The sequence below is a fragment of the Rhodococcus tibetensis genome (assembly GCF_024438035.1).
GTDB classification, from domain to species: domain Bacteria; phylum Actinomycetota; class Actinomycetes; order Mycobacteriales; family Mycobacteriaceae; genus Rhodococcus_F; species Rhodococcus_F tibetensis.
Window position 1 is genome coordinate 57,336 of record NZ_JANFQF010000015.1, and the last position, 19,953, is coordinate 77,288.

Here is a 19,953-nt window from a genome sequence, read left to right on the forward strand (position 1 = left end):
CGGAAAGCCGGCAAACCGCGGTTCCGGCTCATCCTCGACACTGCTCGGACCGATAAGCACACCGTTACCGCGGTGGGACGTGGCCGTCGAGGAGTAAGGTGGCGCCGGCTGCCGCAGCGTCGTCGAGCGCAGCGTCGTGTTCATCCACCAAGAGCGAGCAGTAGAGGCCCAGCGCAAGTGCTCCCTCGACATAGAACTTCTGCGCCAGCAGCATGCGGCGGACATCGGCGTGTTCGATGTTCTCGGTGAGCTCGTGGTCGCCTCCCGAGATCCACATTTTCGTGCCGGTGACCCGGTAGCGGCCGTCGTCCTGCGGAACCGCCGGGTGGTGATCCGTCGTGGGTAGTTGCATCCCGCCGACGCTCTCGTCGAACTGCCCCGCGATCAGTCCCGACGCCGCGTAGGCGTCGAGTGCCGTCTTGACCTCGTCGATCATCTCGACGGGTGCTCTCGAAGTCGAGGCCCCCGCATCCCTCCCCTGGTGGGACAGCGCATCCCCTGGGTATAAATCAGCCCAGCAGCGAGCAAATTCTTGCCGGTATGGCAAGAATTTTCGCCAGAAACGATGCTGCTATTGCACTGTGTCGGTATGGAAGACGCGGGCGAGGTTACCGAGGTCAAGGCAGCATCGAGTGAGGCAGCTGAATGGGATGCGCGCTACAGCGAGCGGGATCGGGTGTGGAGCGGAGAGCCCAACGGCGCACTTGTTGACGAGATAACCGGCGCACGGCCGGGCCGCGCCCTTGACATCGGTTGTGGCGAAGGCGCAGACGCGATCTGGCTCGCCCGCCAGGGATGGGCCGTGACCGCGTTGGACGTTTCCAGGGTCGCCCTCGACCGGGCGGCGGCCCACGCCGCCGGGCAGGACACGGACATCACATGGGTGTTGAGCGGACTACTGGATGCCGATTTGCCCTCGGGTGGTTTCGACCTGGTCTCAGCTCAGTACCCCGCCTTGCGCAGTTCCGCCGATCGTGCCGCAGAATGTGCGCTGGTCTCCGCGGTCGCACCGGGCGGCATCTTGCTGGTGGTCCACCACGACATGCGCAATGCGGATTCCGCGCGCGAGCACGGCTTCGATCCCGATGACTGGGTCACACCCGGTGATGTGGCGGCGCTACTGGATGACAGCTGGCATATAGACGTGAACGAGGTGCGGGCGCGTTCGATCAGTGGCGGCGCGGGAGCGCACCACACACACGACGTGGTCCTGCGCGCGCACAGGCCGCCCCACCGCAGCCCTCTTATCGGGCACGGGACAGCAAGCGGTTCACTCGGCGCAAACACCGGATCACTCAGGGGAACCGCGACGGGCACAACTGCGCCCGCTTCACCGCTCTTCAGGCGCGCCAACTCACACGATCGGGGTCGCTACTGGGACCACCGGGAGGCGCGGTGGGTCAACTCTTACGACAACCGGCCCCGAGCCTAGGGCTCGTCATCACCGCAGTGGACGAGACACTCGCCCCTGACGGCAGGATAACGTCGGCTACTCGATCAAAACCCGACACCTATTCCAGCAGAGAGTCTTTCAATCCCCCAGCACGTCACCATGCTGCCGCACCCGGACATACGAGTCGCTTGCAACGGCACAACAGTGATCTGTAGAACACTCCGGACAGGCACAGGATCGATAGGAACCCCAGGGCTCCGATCATGTTCTTCCACCAGGTGTTCCGAAGGTTGCCCATCAGCTGAATGTTGTTGCTCATCACAAGGAGGAGGAAGCCGAGGAAGGGCGCGATCAGCACCGTGAGCGCCTGGGCGAAGATGATCAGCTGGACTGGCGACTTCGTGAACAGGATGGTGATCAGCAGGCCGAAGGCCAGGATTACGGCGCTGGTGCGTTTGGCGGTCAGGGGCCCTCGTCACCGCCTGAACACTTCAGCTCCGCCTCGCCGACACCCAGCGCAGTGATGCTCGACTCTGACAAGGAATAGAACATGGCTGGAATACACCGTCAGACGTGCGCAATGTACGCGTGGGGCTCATCCCCGGAGGCACTGCCCGAGGCCGCGCATGGCCTGACTCCGCCGAAGCCGTCACGACCTTCCGCGAGAAGCGCGCGCTCATCTTCGTCGGCGAATAACCGCAGGCCTTCGGACCACCAACCGGCCGGACCGCCCCCTCGTCATCGGCATGCACCGCGAGCGCCCAGAGCGACACCGAGGAGACCACCGACCTGAACGGAAACTTCGCGAACCAGGTGGGCGCTGTTCGCGATCATATCCGCGAGGTTCGAAGGGCCGTTCGCGATGGAGAACGCCGAAAGGACACCAGACGAGGCGATTTCGGCTGCCGACAGTTGAACTGTTCCCGCGATCACGACTACTGGGCAATTCGGTGGGGTGACGTCGAGTACGCCGCGGACGACTTTCCCTCGCAGCGATTGCGAGTCGAACGAACCCTCGCCCGTCAGAACCGCGTCTGCGCTTTCGCAGATCTCGCGCAGGCCTACGACGTCGGTGACCAACCGGGCTCCGGGTGTCAGTTCGGCTCCCAGAAGTGGCACCAGGCAGGCCGGCATTCCACCGGCAGCGCCGGCTCCCGGATGCTCGGCGATGTCGACACCGGTCTTGGCATTGATGAGCCGCGAAAGGTGCTCCAACCCGACGTCGAGATCGATCACATTCTGTGGTGTTGCCCCCTTCTGCGGACCGAACACCGCTGCTGCGCCCATTGTTCCGCACAACGGGTTGTCGACGTCCGTGGCGACGCGCCACCGCACCTGACGGGCGCGCGGATGGAGCTGGGAATCATCGACAGACGCGATGCGCACGAGGCCCGCCCCTCCGGGTTCCACTTCGCCACCATCGGAATCGAGGAAACTAGTCCCGAGCGCTCGAAGAAGTCCCGTCCCACCGTCCGTGCTCGCGGACCCGCCGATGCACAGCACGATCTCGTCGACGCCCTGGTCCAGCAGAGTGCGCGCAATGACCCCGACGCCGTAGCTGTCTGCATGCATGGGCTGCAGGGGAATGTCGGAGACGTGCGGGAGACCGTTCGCCTCGGCAGCTTCGATGATGCCGACCACTCCGTCATTCGAAATCCCGTATCGGGCAGTCCGTGTCCGCCCCACCGCGTCAGTCGTGTCGATGAACCGAGGAACGGCGTGCCAGTTGGCGAGCAGTGCATCCAGCGTGCCCTCGCCACCGTCGGCCAGAGGGCACTCGACAATAATCGCGTGCGGACCGAGCGCAGTTCGCACACCTTCGGCCATCGCTGCGGCGACCTCGGCAGCCGTCAGGCTCCCCTTGAAGGAGTCGGGTGCGATGACCACGGTGGGGTGCCAGGGAACCATGAGACGAAGCCTAGGTCACTACTCCGCTCCTCCGTATGGTCAGATTGACCATATTTTGCCGCGATGAATGCCTCGATATCTGGCAGTTCCGACCGAGGGCCTCTCGATCGACGGCGGCACTGCGGATGAGCGCGGACAAGAGCGCGGACCTTGCTCACCTTACGAAGGCGGAGGGCACGTCGCCCCGATCGTTCTACGTTCCGGGTGCTGTTCTGCACTGACCGTATTGCCTCCGGTGCCGAAACCTCCCACGAACATCGAGGACAGTAGCTGTCCTGAATGACTTCTAGTCTGGGCCTCACCGAAGGAAAGGAGATCCGATGACGCCCATTCTGCGGAGGTCAGAGCGACCGTGCCACTCGAAATCCGAGATCGTCGATGGAGAAGGACGGGTGGCTGCGACGACGGCACGACGCCCCGCAACCTCGGGCTTCCTCAGCCCAGCTCCCGCCACGGAAGGTTCGGTACGACCCGTAGACCTCCGCGTCGTACACATCCCAGCACCACTCCCACACGTTCCCCAGCATGTCGTAGAGGCCCCAGGGGTTGGGCTCTTTCCCGAGGATCTCATGGACGTGTCCACCGGAATTGCCGCTGTACCAGGCGATGCCATCGAGTTCTCCGTACCTGTATCCGGAAGTACCCGCTTTGCAGGCGTACTGCCACTCCGCTTCCGTGGGCAGGCGGTATCCGTCGGACTCGCTGTTGCACGCAGTATGCCGGCCGCCGTCGGTAACCGAGTAGTACTCCGTCAGCCCCGATTCTCGCGAGAGGACATTGCAGAAACTGATGGCGTCGTGCCACGAAACGTCGACTACCGGCACTGCATCTCCGGGGGAGGACTTCGCGTGATCGTTCATGATCTCGGAATACAGAGCGGCAGTGACGGGACTGCGTGCCACAAGGAAGTCGTCGAGTTCAACCGTCCACGCGGCCGCTTTTCGGTCGTCTCTCAACGCGACTTCGCCGGCAGGAATTCGGGCCATCGAGACATCGAGGCCGACCCTCGGATTCGGCATAGGACGACCCTTCGCACTCAGCTGATCTACCGCGCATCGCTATCGAAAAGCATTAGACCCAGGGCAGCTCGCGCGGTCAAGGTTTCTACTCAGCACACTTGCCTCGAACCGACACAAGCCGGCCTCCGCCCCCTTGACCTCGAGTGAACTCGAGGTAATAGCGTCTGGTCATGGTCATCAGGTGTTCAGCCGTCGGAAATATACAAGCGACATCGCCCGGGCAACCTGTAAGTTGGTCTGCGATCGACGGGGGACGACGTGATCAGTAACAGCATCGAAACGTGCGGGCTTCACCGCGCGCCGCTGCGCTGTGGCACAAACACTTCACTCGCGCACAACACTGTTGGCAGTTCGCCTTCACTTCAGGCAGGGAGATTTTCATGACATCCGAAGCGGCGATCGAGGCGATCGACCTGGTCAAACGATTCGGCGACAACGTGGCCGTCGATGGGGTGAGCTTCACGGTTCCCCAGGGATCCGTTCTCGGATTGCTCGGCCCCAACGGCGCAGGCAAGACCACGACGGTGCGGATGATGACCACACTCAGCACGCCCACCAGCGGAACTGCACGGGTGGCCGGTCACGACGTCGTCACCGACCCCAGGTCGGTGCGGCTCAGCATGGGACTGACCGGCCAGGCCGCCACCATCGACGAGCTGCTGACCGGACGTGAAAACATCCGTATGATCGGCGAACTCTACGGGTTGTCGGGCAATGCAGCACGCCGCGCCAGCGACGAACTGCTCGAACGGTTCTCCCTCACCGCCGCCGGAGACCGGATCGCCAGGACCTATTCCGGGGGAATGCGCAGGCGCCTCGACCTCGCCGTGAGCCTTGTGGCCACACCACCGGTGCTGTTCCTCGACGAACCCACCACCGGACTCGATCCGGCCAGTCGGATCGAATTGTGGGACGTGCTCCGCGAACTGGTCGAGGACGGGACCACACTGCTGCTGACGACGCAGTACCTCGAGGAAGCCGACCAACTTGCCGACAAGATCGTCGTCATCGACAAGGGCAAGGTCATCGCCTCCGGCACCCCGGTGCAACTCAAGGACCAGTCCGGCAAGGCCAGTCTCGTTCTGACGGTGTCGCACGTGGCCGATCTCGACGAGGCCGAGCGGATGCTCCGCCAGCACGTCTCGGACGTGCGGGTCGACAGGTCGGCCCGGCAACTGTCGGCACCGACCGATGGACTACGCGACATGACACGTATCGCGAACATTTTCGACGACAGCACCATCCTGCTCGATGACATCGGCCTCAAACGTCCCAGCCTCGACGATGTCTTCCTGAGCCTGACCGGCCACCGCGCCGAGACGGCCGAAAATGCACCTACCTCAGACGACCTGGAGACAGCCCGATGACTACCACATCCACACTGACCGACACCGCGATCGGTACCCGGCTGACTCGGCCCGACGTCAAGCCTGCGGGACTGGCACGTCAATCGTGGATCGTCGTGCGCCGGAACCTCACCCATATCAAGCGAATGCCCGAGATGCTGCTGGATGTCACCATCCAGCCGGTGATGTTCGTTCTGCTGTTCGCCTACGTTTTCGGTGGGTCGATCACGACATCGGGCGCGAACTACCGCGAATGGCTACTCCCCGGCATCATGGCTCAAACAATGGTGTTCTCCTGCTTCGTGGTCGCCGTGGGCTTGAATTCGGATCTCGACAAGGGCATCGTCGATCGCTTCCGGTCGCTACCGATTTCACGGTCGTCGATCCTCATCGGCCGAAGCGTATCCAGCATCATCCACTCCAGCATCGGCGTCGTCGTCATGTCGCTGACCGGCCTCCTCATCGGCTGGCGCATCCACAACGGCTTCGGCGAGGCGGTACTCGCGTTCGCGCTGCTGTTGCTGTTCGGCTTCGCCATGATCTGGTTCGGCATCCTCGTCGGATCGTTGATGCGGTCGGTCGAGGCGGTCCAGGGGTTCATGTTCACCTCGATGTTCCCCATCACGTTCCTGGCCAATACCTTCGCACCCACCGAACAGATGCCGACCTGGTTGCGGACCATCGCGGAATGGAATCCGATCTCCGCACTCGTGCAAGCCATGCGCCAACTGTGGGGTAACGCTCCGGCAGCACCTCCCAGCGCGGCGTGGCCGCTGCATCACGCGGTTCCCGTCACGATCGGCTGGTCACTGCTCCTGATCGCGATCTTCGCGCCCCTCGCCGTGCGTGCGTTCCTGAACAGGACCCGCGACTGAATCCGCCAGAAGGCGCCCCAGCGTCCGATCCACCGCGGCACCGGGCATCTCGGCGCTAACGTGGTTCCGGTGACGTACACACCCGATCCGCGCGTCGACGCCTACATCGATGCCTTGCCGGAGTGGCAGCAGACGATCTGCCGCGAGGTTCGTGAGCTGATCCATGCCGCAGATCCGGCGGTCACCGAAACAATCAAACGCACTGTCCAGCCGTACTTCGTCATGCAGGGCAATGTCTGCGCGCTGCTGGCTGCGAAGGATCATGTCAACGTCTTCCTCTATGACGGCGGTATCGTCCCCGACCCGGAGGGAATCATCACCTCCGGCCACGACAACAAGACCGCGCGCACCGTGGCCGTCCGGGAAGGCGAGAAGATCCGTTCCGGGGCGTTGAAGGCGATGTTTCAGCAGATCATTGCCAATAATCGGGCGGGCGGGTGGCGCAAGCTGAAGCGGGAGATGTAGTTCGGAAAGTGCGCGAGCGCTGCCTCCTGCGGGTTAGGTTGACAGCATGGCGACCGGCAAGAGCAAGTCTCCCTCTGTCGAGCTGGAGGTCGGTGATCGAACGGTGCGGATTTCTCATCCGGAACGCGTGTATTTCCCGGCCACAGGGGCGACGAAACTCGATCTCGCGAACTATTACCTGAGCGTCGGTGACGGCATCGTGCGCGCGCTCCGGGAGCGCCCCTGCATGACCCATCGCTTCCCGGACGGACTGAGCGGGGAGAAGGTTCACCAGAAGCGGTTACCCCACGGTGCCCCGGATTGGGTCGAGACGGTGCGGGTGAACTTCCCCCGCTATGGGCGTCATGCCGACGAGTTGTGCGTGACGCACCTGGCCGACGTGATCTGGTCGGTGCAGATGTCCGCGGTGGAGTTTCACCCGTGGAACTCCCGCAGGGCGGATGTCGAGAAGCCCGACGAATGGCGGATCGATCTCGATCCCATGCCCGATTGCCGATTCGACCGGGTGAAACGCGTCGCCGGTGTCGTGCACGAAGTGCTCGACGAGCTGGGGGCAACGGGCTGGCCGAAAACATCCGGCGGATCGGGAGTGCACGTCTACGTCCGCATCCAGCCCGATCACGGGTTCGACGACGTGCGCAGGGCGGCGCTGGCCTTCGCCCGCGAAGTCGAGCGGAGGACACCGAAAGATGTGACCACGACGTGGTGGCGCAAGGACCGCGACCCGCAGAAGGTCTTCGTGGACTACAACCAGAACGCCCGCGACCACACCATCGCCAGTGCGTATTCGGTGCGAGGTGTTCCCGAGGCGACGGTATCGACACCGGTGTCCTGGGACGAGGTCAACGACGTCGACCCGCGGGAGTTCACCATCGCCACCGTTCCCGCCCGCTTCGCGGAACTCGGCGATCTGCACGCCGGAATCGACGACGCGGCGTTCTCCCTGGTCCCCTTGCTCGAATGGGCGGAGCGGGACGAAGCCGCCGGCCAGGCCGATCCCGGTGGCGCCGAGGACTGATCGGCGCCGCACTGCCTCAGGCGTCGTGGTGGATGCGGCCACGCGCCTCGCCGAGTGGCCGACCGGTTCTGCCGCAGGTGAGACCCATGGCGTGTGCGTTTTCATCGCTGTATGCATTGACACGTATATACGCGAAGGCGCATGCTCGGGTCATGGCGCTGGATGTGTTCACCGTGGTAGCCGAGCCGCAGCGCCGCCGGATTCTGGAACAGTTGCGCGGCGGCCAGGCGAGCGTCGGGGAGCTCGTCGACGTTCTTCATCTCTCGCAGCCCACGGTGTCGAAGCACCTGCGGGTACTGCGCCAGGCGGGATTCGTCACGTGCCGCACGGCGGCGCAACACCGCATCTACAGCCTGCACCGTGACCCGTTCGACGAACTCGAGGCGTGGCTACAGCCGTACCGCCAACTGTGGATTCGCCATCTCGATGCACTCGGACAGCACCTCGATTCGAAGGAGAACAGGACATGACCGACACCAACCGTCGGAGCGAGTACCGCCCCGGACCACTCCAGCGGGTCGAGACGAAGCCGGAGGGCGACCGATGGACACTGACGTTCGTCCGCGAATTCGCCCACTCCCCGTCGGCGCTGTGGACGGCGCTCACCGATCCCGAGGAACTGCCGCAATGGGCGCCGTACACGGCGAGCCGCAACCTCGGAACCGTCGGACCCGCCACGCTCATCATGGTCGACGGTGAAGAGCGGACCCAACTCGACGGCAACGTCACGCGAGCGGACGCGCCGCACGTCCTCGAACACGCGTGGGGCGACGACGTCTTGCGTTGGCAGGTCGACGAAACCGAGTCGGGAACGAGGCTGACGCTGCGCCACACACTCGATGACCAACGCACCACCGCAATGACGGCTGCCGGCTGGCACATGTGCTTCGACGTGGCAGAAGCACTCTTGGACGGCAGCCCGATCGGGCCCCTGGTCGGCGGTGACGCAATGAAGTACGGCTGGCGCGAACTCAACGAGCAATACTCCGAATTCCTCGGTGTCGAGCCGATCGACCCGACACTCGAGTGAACCGCTGACAGTGTTCGACTGCGCCAGTACGGTCGAGTCCATGAGACTGCAATGGGAAGCTGTTGTCGTCAACGCCGTGAATCCTGCCGCCCTCGGACAGTGGTGGGCGGCCGCTCTCGGCTGGGGGCTCGTCACGGATGCCGAAGGGGATGTGCACATCCGGCCGACACCGGAGAGTCATCCGGAAATTCTGTTCGTCGCCGTTCCGGAACCGAAGCAGATACAGAACCGGCTGCATCTCGACTTTCGGCCCGACGATCAACAGGCCGAGGTCGAGCGACTTCTCGCCCACGGGGCGCGGCACGCCGACGTCGGTCAGGGGCAGGAGAGTTGGGTGGTGCTCGCCGATCCGGAAGGCAACGAATTCTGTGTTCTCCGCAGTCGGTAGCGCCGGCTCACACCACCGCCGCACGCAGATGTCGCAGGGCCTTGTGTTGAACTACGAGCACCCGGCCGACGGGTACGCCGAGTACACCCGCGGTGTCGTGAACGGACAGTCCGTCGATCACCCTCAGCAGCACGATCTCCCGCGCAGTGGGGTGCAGGCATTGCAAGAGCAGCGACAACTCCGGCGGTGAGTCGACCGTATCGGCCACGGCATTCACTCGTGCACGGGCCACCGTCTGGGCCACCCGTCGGTACACCTCGCGCACCGGAAACTCGTGAGAAGCAAGCAAAGGTATGTCACGGGCCACGACGAGCAACGCCTCCTGCGCCACCTCGTCGACAGGACGTGATGTTTCGCAAGAGTTCCCAAGCCTGGCACGGCAGTACCGCACCACGTACGGCCACAACAACGTGGTCAACCGTTCGACGCCGGCACGATCCCCTGACGCAGCGACAATTGCCGCAGAACGCACATCGTCACCGAACATGAGTCCATCCTCCGACATGGCCGACGGTGACACATCAGGGTAAATCCCCATCTCGAGATGCGTTTCAACCCCTACAGTTCCGGCTTCCGTCGCAAATTCTTCACATGCCCGCGTTGCTTCTTGGCCTCGAGCCTGCGCCGATGGGAGCCCTTGGTCGCGGCCGTCGGGCGTCGCCGGCGAGGTTCGGCCAACAGCGCCGCCCGCAACAGGGCCGCCATCCGGGCCCGTGCCGCTCGGCGGTTTCGCAGTTGCGACCGGGTGTCGGACGCCGTCACCGTCACCACTCCGTCGACAAGTCGGTGCCCCAGACCGATCTCCAAGCGCTCGTACTGGGCCGCCGTGAGAATCGACAGCGCGCGTACGTCGATCGACAGCTCGACCCGCGAATCGGTGGTATTGACGCCCTGCCCACCTGGACCGCCTGAGCGAGAAAATCGCCATTGCAGCTCCGCGGCCGGAATGACCACCGCGCGGGAGATTTCGAGGTCGTCGGTGACGTCACCTCCCGGAAGTGCTCCAGGCCCGTCGCTCATGGTGACAGTGTGCCCGAGGCGACGCAGTCGCACACATTCGAGGACCTGTGCGGGATTGTCGTGATCGGCACGCCGGCGTAACAGCGAAGCGTCCGTGCCCGATACCTCACGGACTGTCGAATCTCCCGAAGGACCGCATGACTCACTCTCCGCCACCCGCACCTGCCACCAGGCGGAAGTGGCCTTGGATCACCGGCGCGATTGTCGCGGTGATCGCCACGACCTCGATCCTCAACCCCGCTGAGGACGACCATTCGGCCGACGCCGCAGCGGTGTCCGCGTCCGAGACTTCGGTAACACTGGCCCCCACCACCCCTCCACCGGCACCGGCCGCACCGCCACTGTCCTCACCCGTGGCGCCTTTGCCGGCGCTTCCCGCTCTGTCCGTCGCCGAACCCCGAATGGTCGACGGGACCGAAGCGAACGCCGCACTTCGCCTGCTCGACACCCTGGCGATCAAGGGCCGGGCCCCGAAAACGGGTTACGACCGCGAACTCTTCGGGCAGTCGTGGACGGACGACGTGACGGTGGAGGGCGGCCACAACGGTTGCGACACACGCAACGACATCCTCCGCCGCGACCTCCAGCACATCGTGTTCAAACCCGGGTCCCGTGACTGTGCGGTGCAGAGCGGGACTCTGCACGACCCTTACACCGGAAACACAATTTCCTTCGTGCGTGGTGAAGACACCTCGAGCGCCGTGCAGATCGACCACGTCGTCGCGCTGTCCGACGCGTGGCAGAAGGGCGCCCAGCAACTCGACACCGCGACGCGTCGCAACTTCGCGAACGACCCCCGGAACCTCAGGGCGGTCGACGGGCCCGCCAACCAACGAAAGTCCGACGGGGACGCGGCAACGTGGCTGCCCCCGAACCGCGATTTTCGCTGCACGTACGTGGCCGACCAGGTGGAAGTCAAAACCGTCTATGGGCTGTGGGTCACCCAGGCGGAGCACGACGCGATGGCGCGGGTCCTCCAGATTTGCGGCGGAACCTCTCCTGCCGTCGCGCCGACTCCAGCGTTTACGCCAGCACCCGCTCCCGCCGGTTCTGCGCCCCTTCCAGTTCCTGCACCCGTCCCGTTCGCCGAGCCCGCACCCCCCAGCGCGGTCTATTACAAGAATTGCTCGGCGGCCCGGGCCGCGGGTGCCGCGCCGGTGCGCGTGGGTGACCCCGGCTATGCGTCACACCTGGATCGCGACGGGGACGGCGTCGGCTGCGAGAACTGACGACGGTCTGCCGACGCACGCGTCCACAGCCTGACGACGCGCGCATCCACAGCACCCGTTATCGTGAAGTGGCCTCCAGGGACGTCGGGTACCTGTAGATCTGTTGTACATGTCAGAAGGATGAGATCGACTTGACCTCTGCACCCGACGAAGTCGGCACCCCGTCTCGCTCGACGGGCACCGCCGCCGAACTGACCAAGCCTGCACTGTCGGCTCGTGAGGTAGAGGTCCTGCGCCACTGGTTGCGCAGCGATTCCAAGCTCGCCGTCGCCGATGACCTGCACATCGCTCTCGGCACGGTCAACACCCACCTCAGCCGCGTCCGCGAGAAGTACGCGCTGGTCGGGCGTGACGCGACCACCAAGACGGCTTTGCTGGTGCGGGCGCTTCAGGACGAGATCATCACCATCGCCGAACTCTGAAAACCCTATGCCCTCCGCAGGGCGTCCCGGTTGATCTCGTCGACCGAGGTGAGGCCGCTCAGCCCCACGGTAAGGTCGAATTCGGCGATCACGTTCGCGGTGGCGTCACGGACACCCGCGCGGCCGGCAAGGGCCAGACCGTAGAGGTGCGGCCGGCCCAGAGTGACCGCATCCGCCCCCAGCGCCAGCGCCTTGAAGACGTCGGCCCCGCTACGGATACCGCTGTCGAGGAGCACCGTCATCCTCCCGTCCACCACCGGCGCGATGTCCGTAAGGGCGTCGAGTGCCGAGACGCTACCGTCCACCTGCCGCCCACCGTGATTGGACACCACGATGCCGTCGACACCTGCGTCGAGGGCGCGCCGGGCGTCGTCCGGATGAAGCACACCTTTGAGGAGCACGGGAAGACTGGTTCTCTCGCGCAACGTCTCGATGTCGCTCCAGCTCAACGAGGGCCGGGAGTAAATATCCAGAAAGGTCTCGACGGCCGCGCGGGGCTCCGGTGACCGGAGATTGTCGAGGAACCGGCCGGGGAACCGCCGCGTCATCGACACGAGGGACCGGATTGCGCCGAGGGTCACCTCGACATCGGGTTTGGACACTGCCGCCGCGATCCGATCGCGCACGATCCGGCGGAAAACGGGATCCGACGTGTACTGCGCGATGCCTTGCCCCTGGGCGAACGGAAGCGAACCGAGGTTGAGGTCCTCCGGCCGCCAGCCGAGCATCGTCGTGTCGAGGGTGACGACGACAGCGTCCGCCCGGATCTTCTCGGCACGCTGCAGGAGACTGTCCACCAGATCGTCGTCGGTGCTCCAGTACAGCTGGAACCAGCGGGGCGCATCGCCCATGACCGCAGCACTGTCCTCCATGGGCGCGCAGCCCTGATTCGAGAAAATGTACGGGACGCCCAGTTCGGCGGCCGCTGCCGCGATCGCGACATCACCGTCGGGGTGTGCCAGCTCGGCGGCGCCCACCGGCGCGAGCAGGACCGGGGCCGGTAACCGTCGCCCGAACAGTTCGATCCCGATATCGCGTCGAGAAACGTCCCGCAGCACCCGGGGAACGATCTGCCATTTGTCGAACGCCTCGCGATTGGCCTGCATGGTACGGCCCAGCCCCGCGCCGCCGTGGACGTAAGCCCACGCCTTGGGACTCATTTTTCTGCGCGCACGGCGTTCAAGGGTCTCGAAGTCCGTCGGAACAGACGGTGCGCGTCCCAGAACACCGTCACGATAGATCAGGTTCTGGCGGGCCCGGCCCGGGTTGTCCTGGTTCTCGCTCACAGCCATGCGCCGAGTCTTGCACAGAGCCCGGAAGGGAGGCGCAGGATCGTTGGGACGCGTAGGTCCCCTGTCGGCTCACCGCGCCGTGCTGATTACCGGAACAGCGGTGAGGCGTGTGCACAGCAGCCACACCGCCCCCGCACGACCCGACCTGCGCAGCCCGACGAAGTCGTCGACGGCAGCTACGCCTACCTCGACATCGCTGACAGACCCGAAGGTGCAATCGCTGAAACCAACCGCCGGGACCTGCAACTCGACCCCACCATCGCCTGTATCGTGCCCACCGCACCTGACCGCCGGCTCACCGTCACCACACCCTCGCCGCTGGCCAATGAACAGCTCCACAGCTTCAGCGAGCGAATCGGCATGCGATTTCGGTCGGGAGATGACCAGTTGTCACTGCGCGACCATCATGCACCGATCTGGGCGGCCGCGAATGCCGCTCCCTGCGTCGTCTTTCCGTTGATGGCATACGTCAGATGCGCGAAGCTGTTGAACCCCCCGATCTGGCATACCGGGTCACCGAAGTTGCAATAGCTCGTTGCGCGAGGTCCATAGGTGCCGCTTGCGTTCTCGATCGTCCTCCCCTGTAGCCCTAGTGGGTTACCGAATACGACGACGGCCTTGATGCGTTCGGCGACCGCGGCGGGCAGTACTGCACCGGTGGCGCTGCTCGGCGTGCGTAACCCTACGGCGTTGGAGACCACCGTCGCGCCCTGCGAGTATCCGCCGATCACAAACTGTGTTGCGGGACAAGCGGCGGCGACCGAGGTGACGTGGTTGACGAGGTCGCGGGAACCGGGGCCGGCGCTGTATTGGCTGAAGTCCGCCGCATAGTCCACCGGGTAGGTGCTGACCGAACGCCCCGACAGCTGGGAGGTGAGGCTGTTGACGAATGGTCCGCCGGTAATTCCGAGGCCTGGTAGCTCACCGGTTCCACGGGCGAATGACACATCGACGTCCGAGCATGGTGCAGCAGACGCTACCGCGCCGGGAACCATGGCAGCGCCGGCTGCAATCGAGAGCGCAGCGAGGGTGTAAGCCAGAAAACGATTCTTCAAGAGGAAACCCTTCAGTCGGCCAGTTCGGACCTATTCGGTGGCAGTGGAGGATCGAACACATTTGCGTTGCAGAGGATTAGGGGCGCAGGGCTGCGGAGCACCACGGGTCTGCTGAGGTCATACCTGGTGGTCCGGGAATCTGCCCCCGCGAACAAGTGCCTCCTCGCGGGGTCGACACTGAAGTGTGTTCAGTAGGGGCAGGTGGCGCGGTACTCGTTGACGGCCCCGCCGGCCTGTGGTGCAGGGCAGAGGAATTGGCTGTATCGCAGGTCGTCGTCCACGAAGCGTTTCAGCCAGGCGATGCTGTACTTCGCGATGCTGGTGTCGGACAGGTTCGGTGCGAAGTGGCTTGCACCTGCCAGCTCGAGGTATGCCTTGTTCGTCGTGGCAGGAATCGACTGATAGAACGGCTCGGAATGGGTGGCGACCGGCGCAATGGCGTCGTTCTGCGCACCGACTATCAAAGTGGGCGTAGCAACTTCGGGCCAGGTCTTGTCTGCGCCCCAGGGTGTCAACGCGATAGCCGCCTGCAGCGACGGATCGGCTTTCGCGGCCTCGAGCGTACCGCCGCCGCCCATCGAGTGCCCCATGACGGCCAGACGCGACGAGTCGATGCGGTCGCTGATCGAACTGCTCGAAGTCAAATAGGTGAGCGCGGCTCGTAATTGGTCACCGCGTGAGCGCGGCTGGTCGTACGTGGTGAGAGTATCGATGGTGAAGACGACGAATCCTTGCGACGCCAGCCGCGGGCCGAGCCATCCGATACTCGACTGAGTTGCGGTGTATCCGGGTGCGACAGCGACGGCACCGAAGGTTCCCGCCGTCGTGGTGGTCGGATAGTAGATCGTCCCACCGCCGAAGCCACGGACGGCGAGTCTGGGCACGTTCTGCTGACCGACCGAGAACGGGCCGGTGGCACCCTCGATACTGGCAGCCGTGGGGGCAGGGCCCCGTTCGTACGGATTGGCTTCTGCGTGAGCTGGGGCAGCACCGACAGTCGTCGTGAGAACGACAGCCGCTGCGGCACCGATGACATAACTCTGAAACTTCTCTGCCGAGCGCATCAGTGACAGCCCTTTCTTCAAGGAAGGGATACGAAGCGTGCGTTGCCTTCTCGCGTCGACGGGGCTCTCGCTCGACGTCAGCTCATGGGCTTCCCGTGGCACGCCCGAAACCGTACAGTAGCTCTACCAAGTGGTCAACACAAACGTGCAGGGCGGTAGTCTTCGGTGGTGGAACCACATGAGGACGGCCGCCGACAGCGGTACGCGCATCGCCGAGACGAACTACTCGCGTCGGCGACCGAACACGTGCTCGAGCATGGTCTGTCGAATCTGTCCCTGCGCAAGGTCGCGACGACCGTCGGCGTCAGCCATGCGACGCTCGTCCACCACTTCGCCACCAAGGAAGGTCTGGTCTCGGCGATAGTGGACCGAGTTCTGACCCGGGCATATTCCTCACCCGACGTAAGGTCCGAGGAGGGGTTGCGTCCACTACAGGCGCTGTGGGCACGTGCGGTTGCCCCCGCCGGTCAACGCTCGATCCGCCTGTTCCTTGCTATAACCGGGGAAGCCATGCACAACAATCCAGACCTCGCGGCGGCCGTCGATCGGTCGATACGGCAGCGGAACGCTCTGCTCGAACACGGACTGATCGCCGCGGGATGCCCAGTTGAACAAGCGCTTCCACTCGCAACCTACCTCCTCGGCACCATGCGCGGCCTCATGGTCGACCTCCTCGTCACCGGTGACGGGCAGCGCGTGGACGCCGCGTTCGAGATCCTGCTCCGCGGCATGGACGACACTCGGGCGAGATGGTTACAGGACGACCAAACCTAACCTCCTCGACGAGTGGACGTCATCGAATACACCTTCGTCAGGTTTGGGGCCCGGTAACGCAGCACCCGGGTGAGGTAGCGAGGCATCCGGGGTCCTTGGACAGGTGCTGGCGAGTCGGTTCAGCGGACGGGGACGTTTCGGGCAAGGAAGGCGAGCTGGTCGGCGACGTTGCGCTCGAACCAGTCGCCGACGTAGATGTCGAAGTGGCCGGCGTCGTAGAGCGTGACCTCGCCGTAGGGGGCCCTCGCAGCCCACTTCTTCGTCCGCCGGGCAGGGGCGACCGTGTCGTTCTCGCTGATCGCGAACAGGATGGGGCAGCGCACGTCCCGGGTCTTGCGGCCGGGGAAATGCTTCACGATCTGCAGGGCGAAACGGGCGACGACGTCGGTCGGGAGGTCGGCGCCGTCGGGCAGCAGCTTGCGGACGCCGGGTTCGCTGTCGGGGGAGGTCATCAGCGCGGTCGACCCGGGCGGGCCGAAGGTCGGAATCGTGACCGGCTCGCGGCCGAACCTGGACCCCACGAGGTCACGAACGGCGCGCGCGGTGACCTTGGCCGACGTGAGCGGCGGGATGGCCAGCGATGAGGCGAGGCCGTCGGTGAACGGGCACTGCGCGATCGCCGCCGCGATACGGCGATCTCCTGCGGCGGTCACGATCACGTGTCCGCCGCCGAACGACGTGCCCCACACAACGACCTTCTCCGCGTTGACGCCGTCGAGGGTCCGGGCGTAGGCGACGGCGGCGCGCCAGTCCTCGAGCTGCCGGCCGATGTCCAGCAGCTGGCGCGGCACGCCGCTGCTTGCGCCGAAGTGCCGGTAGTCGAACACCAGGCATGCGTATCCCGCTGCCGCGAACCGCTCGGCGAACGCATCGAGGCGCATCTCCCGCACTCCGCCCAAGCCGTGCGCCATCACGATGACCGGCCGTGGCGTCGTGGTGTTGCCGGTTGGGGTGTACAGCCAGGCGGCGCAGGCGCCGTCGCCGGCCGCAAAGGCGACGTCTGTACGAGTCATGTGAGGAACTCTATCGGCGGTGTGCGTGGGTGACGAGTTGGCCGATGAGCCCTCACACCTCGAGCAGGTCGCAGTGAACGTGGGAACCACCGGGAGGCTCCCGAGCATCGGCCCCTCCTGTGGTCCGTGGTTCAGGTTCACGCGCGAAATGGGATTCCCACGGGACTGTCAGTCGAGGTGAGGTGCACCGCAAAACGAGGCGGGCATCAAGGTCACCCATCCACGCGAGCTGCCTGAAGCAACGAGGATTCGTCTTTCTGCTGCACTTGGTGTTCGCGTCGCCGGCCCCGGGCTGGCAACGCCCAGTTACCTCACATCGTGTCGTTGTATAGCGAGCGAGTAGCTCACATGGTCGAGCGTCCGCGACGGTAAAGCGGGACGCAGCGCGGCAATGACCTCACGCGCAAACTTGTTGGCCCCCACCATACCTCGAGTGTGGCACAGAGCCCCACACACGCAGAGGCCTGCTCCGCCTCGCGACACAGACGCCACGCCGTAGATAGGCTCGACATCATGTCGTTGCTGCTGCTGGACCTCGACAACACCCTCATCGATCGCACCGCCGCGTTCCGAACCTGGTGCGAACGATTCGTCGCACAGTTCGACGGCGGTGCCCAGGAGGCCCGGTGGCTGATCGAGGCCGATCGTGATGGCTACGAGCCACGGCGCCAGCTCGCCCAGGCGATCCGCGAGCGCTACACGCTTACGCGATCGACAGACTCGATAGTCGAGGCCCTGATGATGGAGCACCTGGCCGACATCCGCGTCCAACCGGAAGTTCTCGACGCACTCACTGCCGCGTCCGCCGCCGGGTGGACGCCCGTGGTCGTGACCAACGGCGAAGCACGCCAACAGGAAGCGAAGCTCGCTATCTCGGGGCTCGACCGGCACGTTTCCGGATCAGTGATCTCCGGAGCGGTCGGCGTCCGCAAACCCGACCGGCGGATCTTCCAGAAGGCGGCGGCGGCGACCGGAATCGCCCTCGACAGCGGGTGGATGGTCGGCGACCACCCACTCGCGGACATCGAAGGCGGGCGGGCCGCCGGCCTGTCCACCGCATGGATCACCCGCGGACGGCAGTGGGACGCGTCGGTCCCACGGCCGACACTGACCGCCCGATCTTGCGCAGAAGCAATCGCCCGCATCGTCGCCGGACATTCCCACGCATGAGTACGGGCTCCCCCTGGGCGGCACGAAAATGATTGTGCCGCCGGGCCTGAGCGGGGAGGTGCTATTCCTGAGGTCAGCGCACTGAGTCGGGAGCGATGCTGGTCATCAGCGGCCAGGTAGATTGACAGCCTATCTAGACAAGTAGAGAATCTAGACGTGGATACTGAATGGCCGAGCGACTGGCTTCGGGGGGTGCTCGGGCCGATGGTGCTAGCGATCGTTTCCGAGGGTGAGACGTACGGATACGTGGTGGCCACCCGTCTGGCCGAAGCAGGCATGGGGACAGTCAAGGGTGGAACGCTGTATCCGATCCTGAACCGACTCGAACGGGATGGGGCACTGCAATCGCAATGGCGCCAGGGCGAAGGCGGGCCGGGCCGGAAGTACTACACCGTCACTGCAGCCGGCATGGAGCGGCTCGACCGACAGCGCGCGCAGTGGCAGAGCTTCACACAACGAGCGTCCGGGCTTTTGGGGACAGAACGGAGCACATCATGACAACGGTCGAGAAGTACACCCAGCAGCTGATCTTCGCGCTCAGAATGCGAGACGTCCCTGGCGACGTGATCGGTGACGCAATCGCCCAGGTGGAGAGCCACGTCGCGGACACCGGGGAGGATCCCGTCGAAGCCTTCGGGTCTCCTCGCGAATACGCTGCGACGTTCGGTGGACCCACGGTCCCCGATCCTCGTTGGCCGTGGTACGTCGCCAACTTTCTCGTCGGGTTCATCTTCGGACTTGTGCTGATCATCGGCATTCTCGATCAGATCCGCGGCAAAGATCTCCTCTGGGGACTCAGTCCTGTCATCGCGATCATCATCGGCGCAGTCGGCCTGATCGGCTACTTCGGCACGCTCGTGCTCATCTCGGCGGACAGTATCAAAGACCCACGGAGGACACGCTGACGCTGCGTTGCCGCGACTGGCGGCGAGGGTGCACACCACGGAAAGTGGACGGGTCATCTGCCCTGTTCAGTGGTCCTGGATGCGGGAGTTGTGGGCGTGGGAGGCTCCGACGGTGATGGCCATCAGTACCGCCGCGGCCGCTCCGGCGACGCCAGCCACGGCAGCCGCCGACCCGCGTTCTCGCGCAACGTCCGTACTACCGACGCGGTGTAGAGCATCACGCCACCCGCTGCGATACCCACACCCACGGCCCAGCCCGGCCAACTCGACGGACCGCCCCACGCACCGTAGACGATCAGAAGCAGACACAGCCCGAACACGACGGCGACTTTCCACGCCGGCGCCACCGACTGCGCTTCTTCTGCTCCAGTGCTGACCGGCCGCATCGGCGACATCTCCCCCATGCCGGATAACCGTACCGCCCAACACCAGCCACGTGATCAGAGCTTCAGCACGCGACTATCACCGGCACGTGTCAGCCGTGCGATTCGGGGCCTGGTCGATTTCGGTAGCCGTTGCCGCCGGTGGCCCGGGTTGCCGAACTGGGCGGAAGCGTCGAGCGCGAAC

The 19,953-nt window shown here is 64.8% G+C and carries 23 protein-coding genes and 2 pseudogenes; 14 read left to right on the forward strand and 11 right to left on the reverse strand.

Going from position 1 to position 19,953, the window contains the following annotated elements; genetic code table 11:
• Positions 1-73: 73 nt before the first annotated feature.
• Positions 74-442: pseudogene (locus NOF53_RS18130) on the reverse strand (hypothetical protein); the annotation flags it as partial.
• A gap of 147 nt (positions 443-589) precedes the next feature.
• On the opposite strand from NOF53_RS18130, the gene NOF53_RS18135 reads away from it, so the two are divergent.
• Positions 590-1,432: a class I SAM-dependent methyltransferase gene (locus NOF53_RS18135; RefSeq protein ID WP_255971217.1), complete on the forward strand. Its 843-nt coding sequence runs from the start codon at positions 590-592 to the stop codon at positions 1,430-1,432.
• A 115-nt stretch (positions 1,433-1,547) separates the two neighbouring features.
• On the opposite strand, the pseudogene NOF53_RS18140 reads toward NOF53_RS18135, so the two are convergent.
• From NOF53_RS18140 to NOF53_RS18150, 3 genes and pseudogenes are all read right to left on the reverse strand, one after another.
• Positions 1,548-1,856, reverse strand: a pseudogene (locus tag NOF53_RS18140) (divalent metal cation transporter); the annotation flags it as partial.
• Positions 1,857-2,131: 275 nt separating this feature from the next.
• A complete protein-coding gene (locus NOF53_RS18145) occupies positions 2,132-3,301 on the reverse strand; it encodes a glycerate kinase (protein WP_255971219.1) in 1,170 nt (389 codons plus the stop codon).
• A gap of 341 nt (positions 3,302-3,642) precedes the next feature.
• A complete protein-coding gene (locus tag NOF53_RS18150; RefSeq protein ID WP_255971221.1) occupies positions 3,643-4,320 on the reverse strand; it encodes a formylglycine-generating enzyme family protein in 678 nt (225 codons plus the stop codon).
• 380 nt (positions 4,321-4,700) lie between these two features.
• Here NOF53_RS18150 and NOF53_RS18155 point away from each other — a divergent pair, with 380 nt between their 5' ends.
• From NOF53_RS18155 to NOF53_RS18185, 7 genes are all read left to right on the forward strand, one after another.
• Positions 4,701-5,687 (forward strand): ATP-binding cassette domain-containing protein, encoded by a 987-nt coding sequence (locus NOF53_RS18155; RefSeq protein WP_255971223.1) that lies wholly within the window; start codon positions 4,701-4,703, stop codon positions 5,685-5,687.
• Positions 5,684-6,541: an ABC transporter permease gene (locus NOF53_RS18160; protein WP_255971225.1), complete on the forward strand. Its 858-nt coding sequence runs from the start codon at positions 5,684-5,686 to the stop codon at positions 6,539-6,541. The genes NOF53_RS18155 and NOF53_RS18160 overlap by 4 nt, the downstream gene beginning before the upstream one ends.
• Before the next feature lie 69 nt (positions 6,542-6,610).
• Positions 6,611-7,006 (forward strand): DUF1801 domain-containing protein, encoded by a 396-nt coding sequence (locus NOF53_RS18165; protein ID WP_255971227.1) that lies wholly within the window; start codon positions 6,611-6,613, stop codon positions 7,004-7,006.
• A 46-nt stretch (positions 7,007-7,052) separates the two neighbouring features.
• Positions 7,053-8,024 carry a non-homologous end-joining DNA ligase gene (ligD, locus tag NOF53_RS18170; protein ID WP_255971229.1) on the forward strand — a complete coding sequence of 324 codons (972 nt, stop codon included), beginning with the start codon at positions 7,053-7,055 and terminating at the stop codon, positions 8,022-8,024.
• Between the two features lie 152 nt (positions 8,025-8,176).
• Positions 8,177-8,494: an ArsR/SmtB family transcription factor gene (locus NOF53_RS18175; protein WP_255971231.1), complete on the forward strand. Its 318-nt coding sequence runs from the start codon at positions 8,177-8,179 to the stop codon at positions 8,492-8,494.
• Positions 8,491-9,054, forward strand: a complete 564-nt coding sequence (locus NOF53_RS18180) for an SRPBCC family protein (protein ID WP_255971233.1) — start codon at positions 8,491-8,493, stop codon at positions 9,052-9,054. The genes NOF53_RS18175 and NOF53_RS18180 overlap by 4 nt, the downstream gene beginning before the upstream one ends.
• 40 nt (positions 9,055-9,094) lie before the next feature.
• Positions 9,095-9,442 (forward strand): VOC family protein, encoded by a 348-nt coding sequence (locus NOF53_RS18185; RefSeq protein WP_255971235.1) that lies wholly within the window; start codon positions 9,095-9,097, stop codon positions 9,440-9,442.
• Positions 9,443-9,449: 7 nt separating this feature from the next.
• On the opposite strand, the gene NOF53_RS18190 is transcribed toward NOF53_RS18185, so the two are convergent.
• Both NOF53_RS18190 and arfB read right to left on the reverse strand, forming a co-directional pair.
• A complete protein-coding gene (locus tag NOF53_RS18190; protein WP_255971237.1) occupies positions 9,450-9,929 on the reverse strand; it encodes a sigma factor-like helix-turn-helix DNA-binding protein in 480 nt (159 codons plus the stop codon).
• Positions 9,930-10,000: 71 nt separating this feature from the next.
• Positions 10,001-10,462 (reverse strand): alternative ribosome rescue aminoacyl-tRNA hydrolase ArfB, encoded by a 462-nt coding sequence (arfB, locus tag NOF53_RS18195; protein ID WP_255971239.1) that lies wholly within the window; start codon positions 10,460-10,462, stop codon positions 10,001-10,003.
• A 137-nt stretch (positions 10,463-10,599) separates the two neighbouring features.
• Here arfB and NOF53_RS18200 point away from each other — a divergent pair, with 137 nt between their 5' ends.
• A complete protein-coding gene (locus tag NOF53_RS18200) occupies positions 10,600-11,691 on the forward strand; it encodes a GmrSD restriction endonuclease domain-containing protein (RefSeq protein ID WP_255971241.1) in 1,092 nt (363 codons plus the stop codon).
• Between the two features lie 131 nt (positions 11,692-11,822).
• Entirely contained in the window at positions 11,823-12,113 is a 291-nt protein-coding gene (locus NOF53_RS18205) for a LuxR C-terminal-related transcriptional regulator (protein WP_255971243.1), read from the forward strand.
• A gap of 5 nt (positions 12,114-12,118) precedes the next feature.
• Here the strand turns inward: NOF53_RS18205 and NOF53_RS18210 are convergent, their stop codons facing one another.
• The 3 genes from NOF53_RS18210 to NOF53_RS18220 form a co-directional block, all read right to left on the reverse strand.
• The gene (locus NOF53_RS18210) at positions 12,119-13,405 is read right to left on the reverse strand and encodes a lactate 2-monooxygenase (RefSeq protein ID WP_255971245.1); all 1,287 of its coding nucleotides are present in this window, start codon (positions 13,403-13,405) and stop codon (positions 12,119-12,121) included.
• 404 nt (positions 13,406-13,809) lie between these two features.
• Positions 13,810-14,460: a cutinase family protein gene (locus NOF53_RS18215; protein WP_255971247.1), complete on the reverse strand. Its 651-nt coding sequence runs from the start codon at positions 14,458-14,460 to the stop codon at positions 13,810-13,812.
• Positions 14,461-14,648: 188 nt separating this feature from the next.
• Positions 14,649-15,626 carry a poly(ethylene terephthalate) hydrolase family protein gene (locus NOF53_RS18220; RefSeq protein WP_255971249.1) on the reverse strand — a complete coding sequence of 326 codons (978 nt, stop codon included), beginning with the start codon at positions 15,624-15,626 and terminating at the stop codon, positions 14,649-14,651.
• Positions 15,627-15,692: 66 nt separating this feature from the next.
• On the opposite strand from NOF53_RS18220, the gene NOF53_RS18225 reads away from it, so the two are divergent.
• Positions 15,693-16,298 carry a TetR/AcrR family transcriptional regulator gene (locus NOF53_RS18225; protein ID WP_255971251.1) on the forward strand — a complete coding sequence of 202 codons (606 nt, stop codon included), beginning with the start codon at positions 15,693-15,695 and terminating at the stop codon, positions 16,296-16,298.
• A 119-nt stretch (positions 16,299-16,417) separates the two neighbouring features.
• Here NOF53_RS18225 and NOF53_RS18230 read toward each other — a convergent pair whose 3' ends face one another.
• Positions 16,418-17,311, reverse strand: a complete 894-nt coding sequence (locus NOF53_RS18230; RefSeq protein WP_255971253.1) for an alpha/beta hydrolase — start codon at positions 17,309-17,311, stop codon at positions 16,418-16,420.
• A gap of 513 nt (positions 17,312-17,824) precedes the next feature.
• Here NOF53_RS18230 and NOF53_RS18235 point away from each other — a divergent pair.
• The 3 genes from NOF53_RS18235 (at position 17,825) to NOF53_RS18245 (ending at position 19,386) form a co-directional block, all read left to right on the forward strand.
• Positions 17,825-18,481, forward strand: coding sequence for an HAD family hydrolase (locus NOF53_RS18235; protein ID WP_255971255.1), 657 nt, complete (start codon positions 17,825-17,827; stop codon positions 18,479-18,481).
• A 156-nt stretch (positions 18,482-18,637) separates the two neighbouring features.
• On the forward strand, positions 18,638-18,979 hold the full coding sequence (locus tag NOF53_RS18240) for a PadR family transcriptional regulator (protein WP_255971257.1): 342 nt from the start codon (positions 18,638-18,640) through the stop codon (positions 18,977-18,979).
• A complete protein-coding gene (locus tag NOF53_RS18245; protein ID WP_255971259.1) occupies positions 18,976-19,386 on the forward strand; it encodes an HAAS signaling domain-containing protein in 411 nt (136 codons plus the stop codon). Before NOF53_RS18240 ends, NOF53_RS18245 begins: the two co-directional genes overlap by 4 nt.
• Positions 19,387-19,508: 122 nt before the next feature.
• On the opposite strand, the gene NOF53_RS18250 is transcribed toward NOF53_RS18245, so the two are convergent.
• Complete coding sequence (locus NOF53_RS18250; RefSeq protein ID WP_255971261.1) at positions 19,509-19,790, reverse strand: hypothetical protein; 282 nt, start codon at positions 19,788-19,790, stop codon at positions 19,509-19,511.
• Positions 19,791-19,953 lie beyond the last annotated feature (163 nt).

Excerpts from the sequence above, each read along its gene's own strand:
- NOF53_RS18135 (WP_255971217.1), top strand. The coding sequence starts at position 590 with ATGGAAGACGCGGGCGAGGTTACCGAGGTCAAGGCAGCATCGAGTGAG.
- NOF53_RS18145 (WP_255971219.1), bottom strand. The coding sequence starts at position 3,301 with ATGGTTCCCTGGCACCCCACCGTGGTCATCGCACCCGACTCCTTCAAG.
- NOF53_RS18150 (WP_255971221.1), bottom strand. The coding sequence starts at position 4,320 with ATGCCGAATCCGAGGGTCGGCCTCGATGTCTCGATGGCCCGAATTCCT.
- NOF53_RS18155 (WP_255971223.1), top strand. The coding sequence starts at position 4,701 with ATGACATCCGAAGCGGCGATCGAGGCGATCGACCTGGTCAAACGATTC.
- NOF53_RS18160 (WP_255971225.1), top strand. The coding sequence starts at position 5,684 with ATGACTACCACATCCACACTGACCGACACCGCGATCGGTACCCGGCTG.
- ligD (WP_255971229.1), top strand. The coding sequence starts at position 7,053 with ATGGCGACCGGCAAGAGCAAGTCTCCCTCTGTCGAGCTGGAGGTCGGT.
- NOF53_RS18175 (WP_255971231.1), top strand. The coding sequence starts at position 8,177 with ATGGCGCTGGATGTGTTCACCGTGGTAGCCGAGCCGCAGCGCCGCCGG.
- NOF53_RS18180 (WP_255971233.1), top strand. The coding sequence starts at position 8,491 with ATGACCGACACCAACCGTCGGAGCGAGTACCGCCCCGGACCACTCCAG.
- NOF53_RS18185 (WP_255971235.1), top strand. The coding sequence starts at position 9,095 with ATGAGACTGCAATGGGAAGCTGTTGTCGTCAACGCCGTGAATCCTGCC.
- NOF53_RS18190 (WP_255971237.1), bottom strand. The coding sequence starts at position 9,929 with ATGTTCGGTGACGATGTGCGTTCTGCGGCAATTGTCGCTGCGTCAGGG.
- arfB (WP_255971239.1), bottom strand. The coding sequence starts at position 10,462 with ATGAGCGACGGGCCTGGAGCACTTCCGGGAGGTGACGTCACCGACGAC.
- NOF53_RS18200 (WP_255971241.1), top strand. The coding sequence starts at position 10,600 with ATGACTCACTCTCCGCCACCCGCACCTGCCACCAGGCGGAAGTGGCCT.
- NOF53_RS18210 (WP_255971245.1), bottom strand. The coding sequence starts at position 13,405 with ATGGCTGTGAGCGAGAACCAGGACAACCCGGGCCGGGCCCGCCAGAAC.
- NOF53_RS18230 (WP_255971253.1), bottom strand. The coding sequence starts at position 17,311 with ATGACTCGTACAGACGTCGCCTTTGCGGCCGGCGACGGCGCCTGCGCC.
- NOF53_RS18235 (WP_255971255.1), top strand. The coding sequence starts at position 17,825 with ATGTCGTTGCTGCTGCTGGACCTCGACAACACCCTCATCGATCGCACC.
- NOF53_RS18245 (WP_255971259.1), top strand. The coding sequence starts at position 18,976 with ATGACAACGGTCGAGAAGTACACCCAGCAGCTGATCTTCGCGCTCAGA.
- NOF53_RS18250 (WP_255971261.1), bottom strand. The coding sequence starts at position 19,790 with ATGGGGGAGATGTCGCCGATGCGGCCGGTCAGCACTGGAGCAGAAGAA.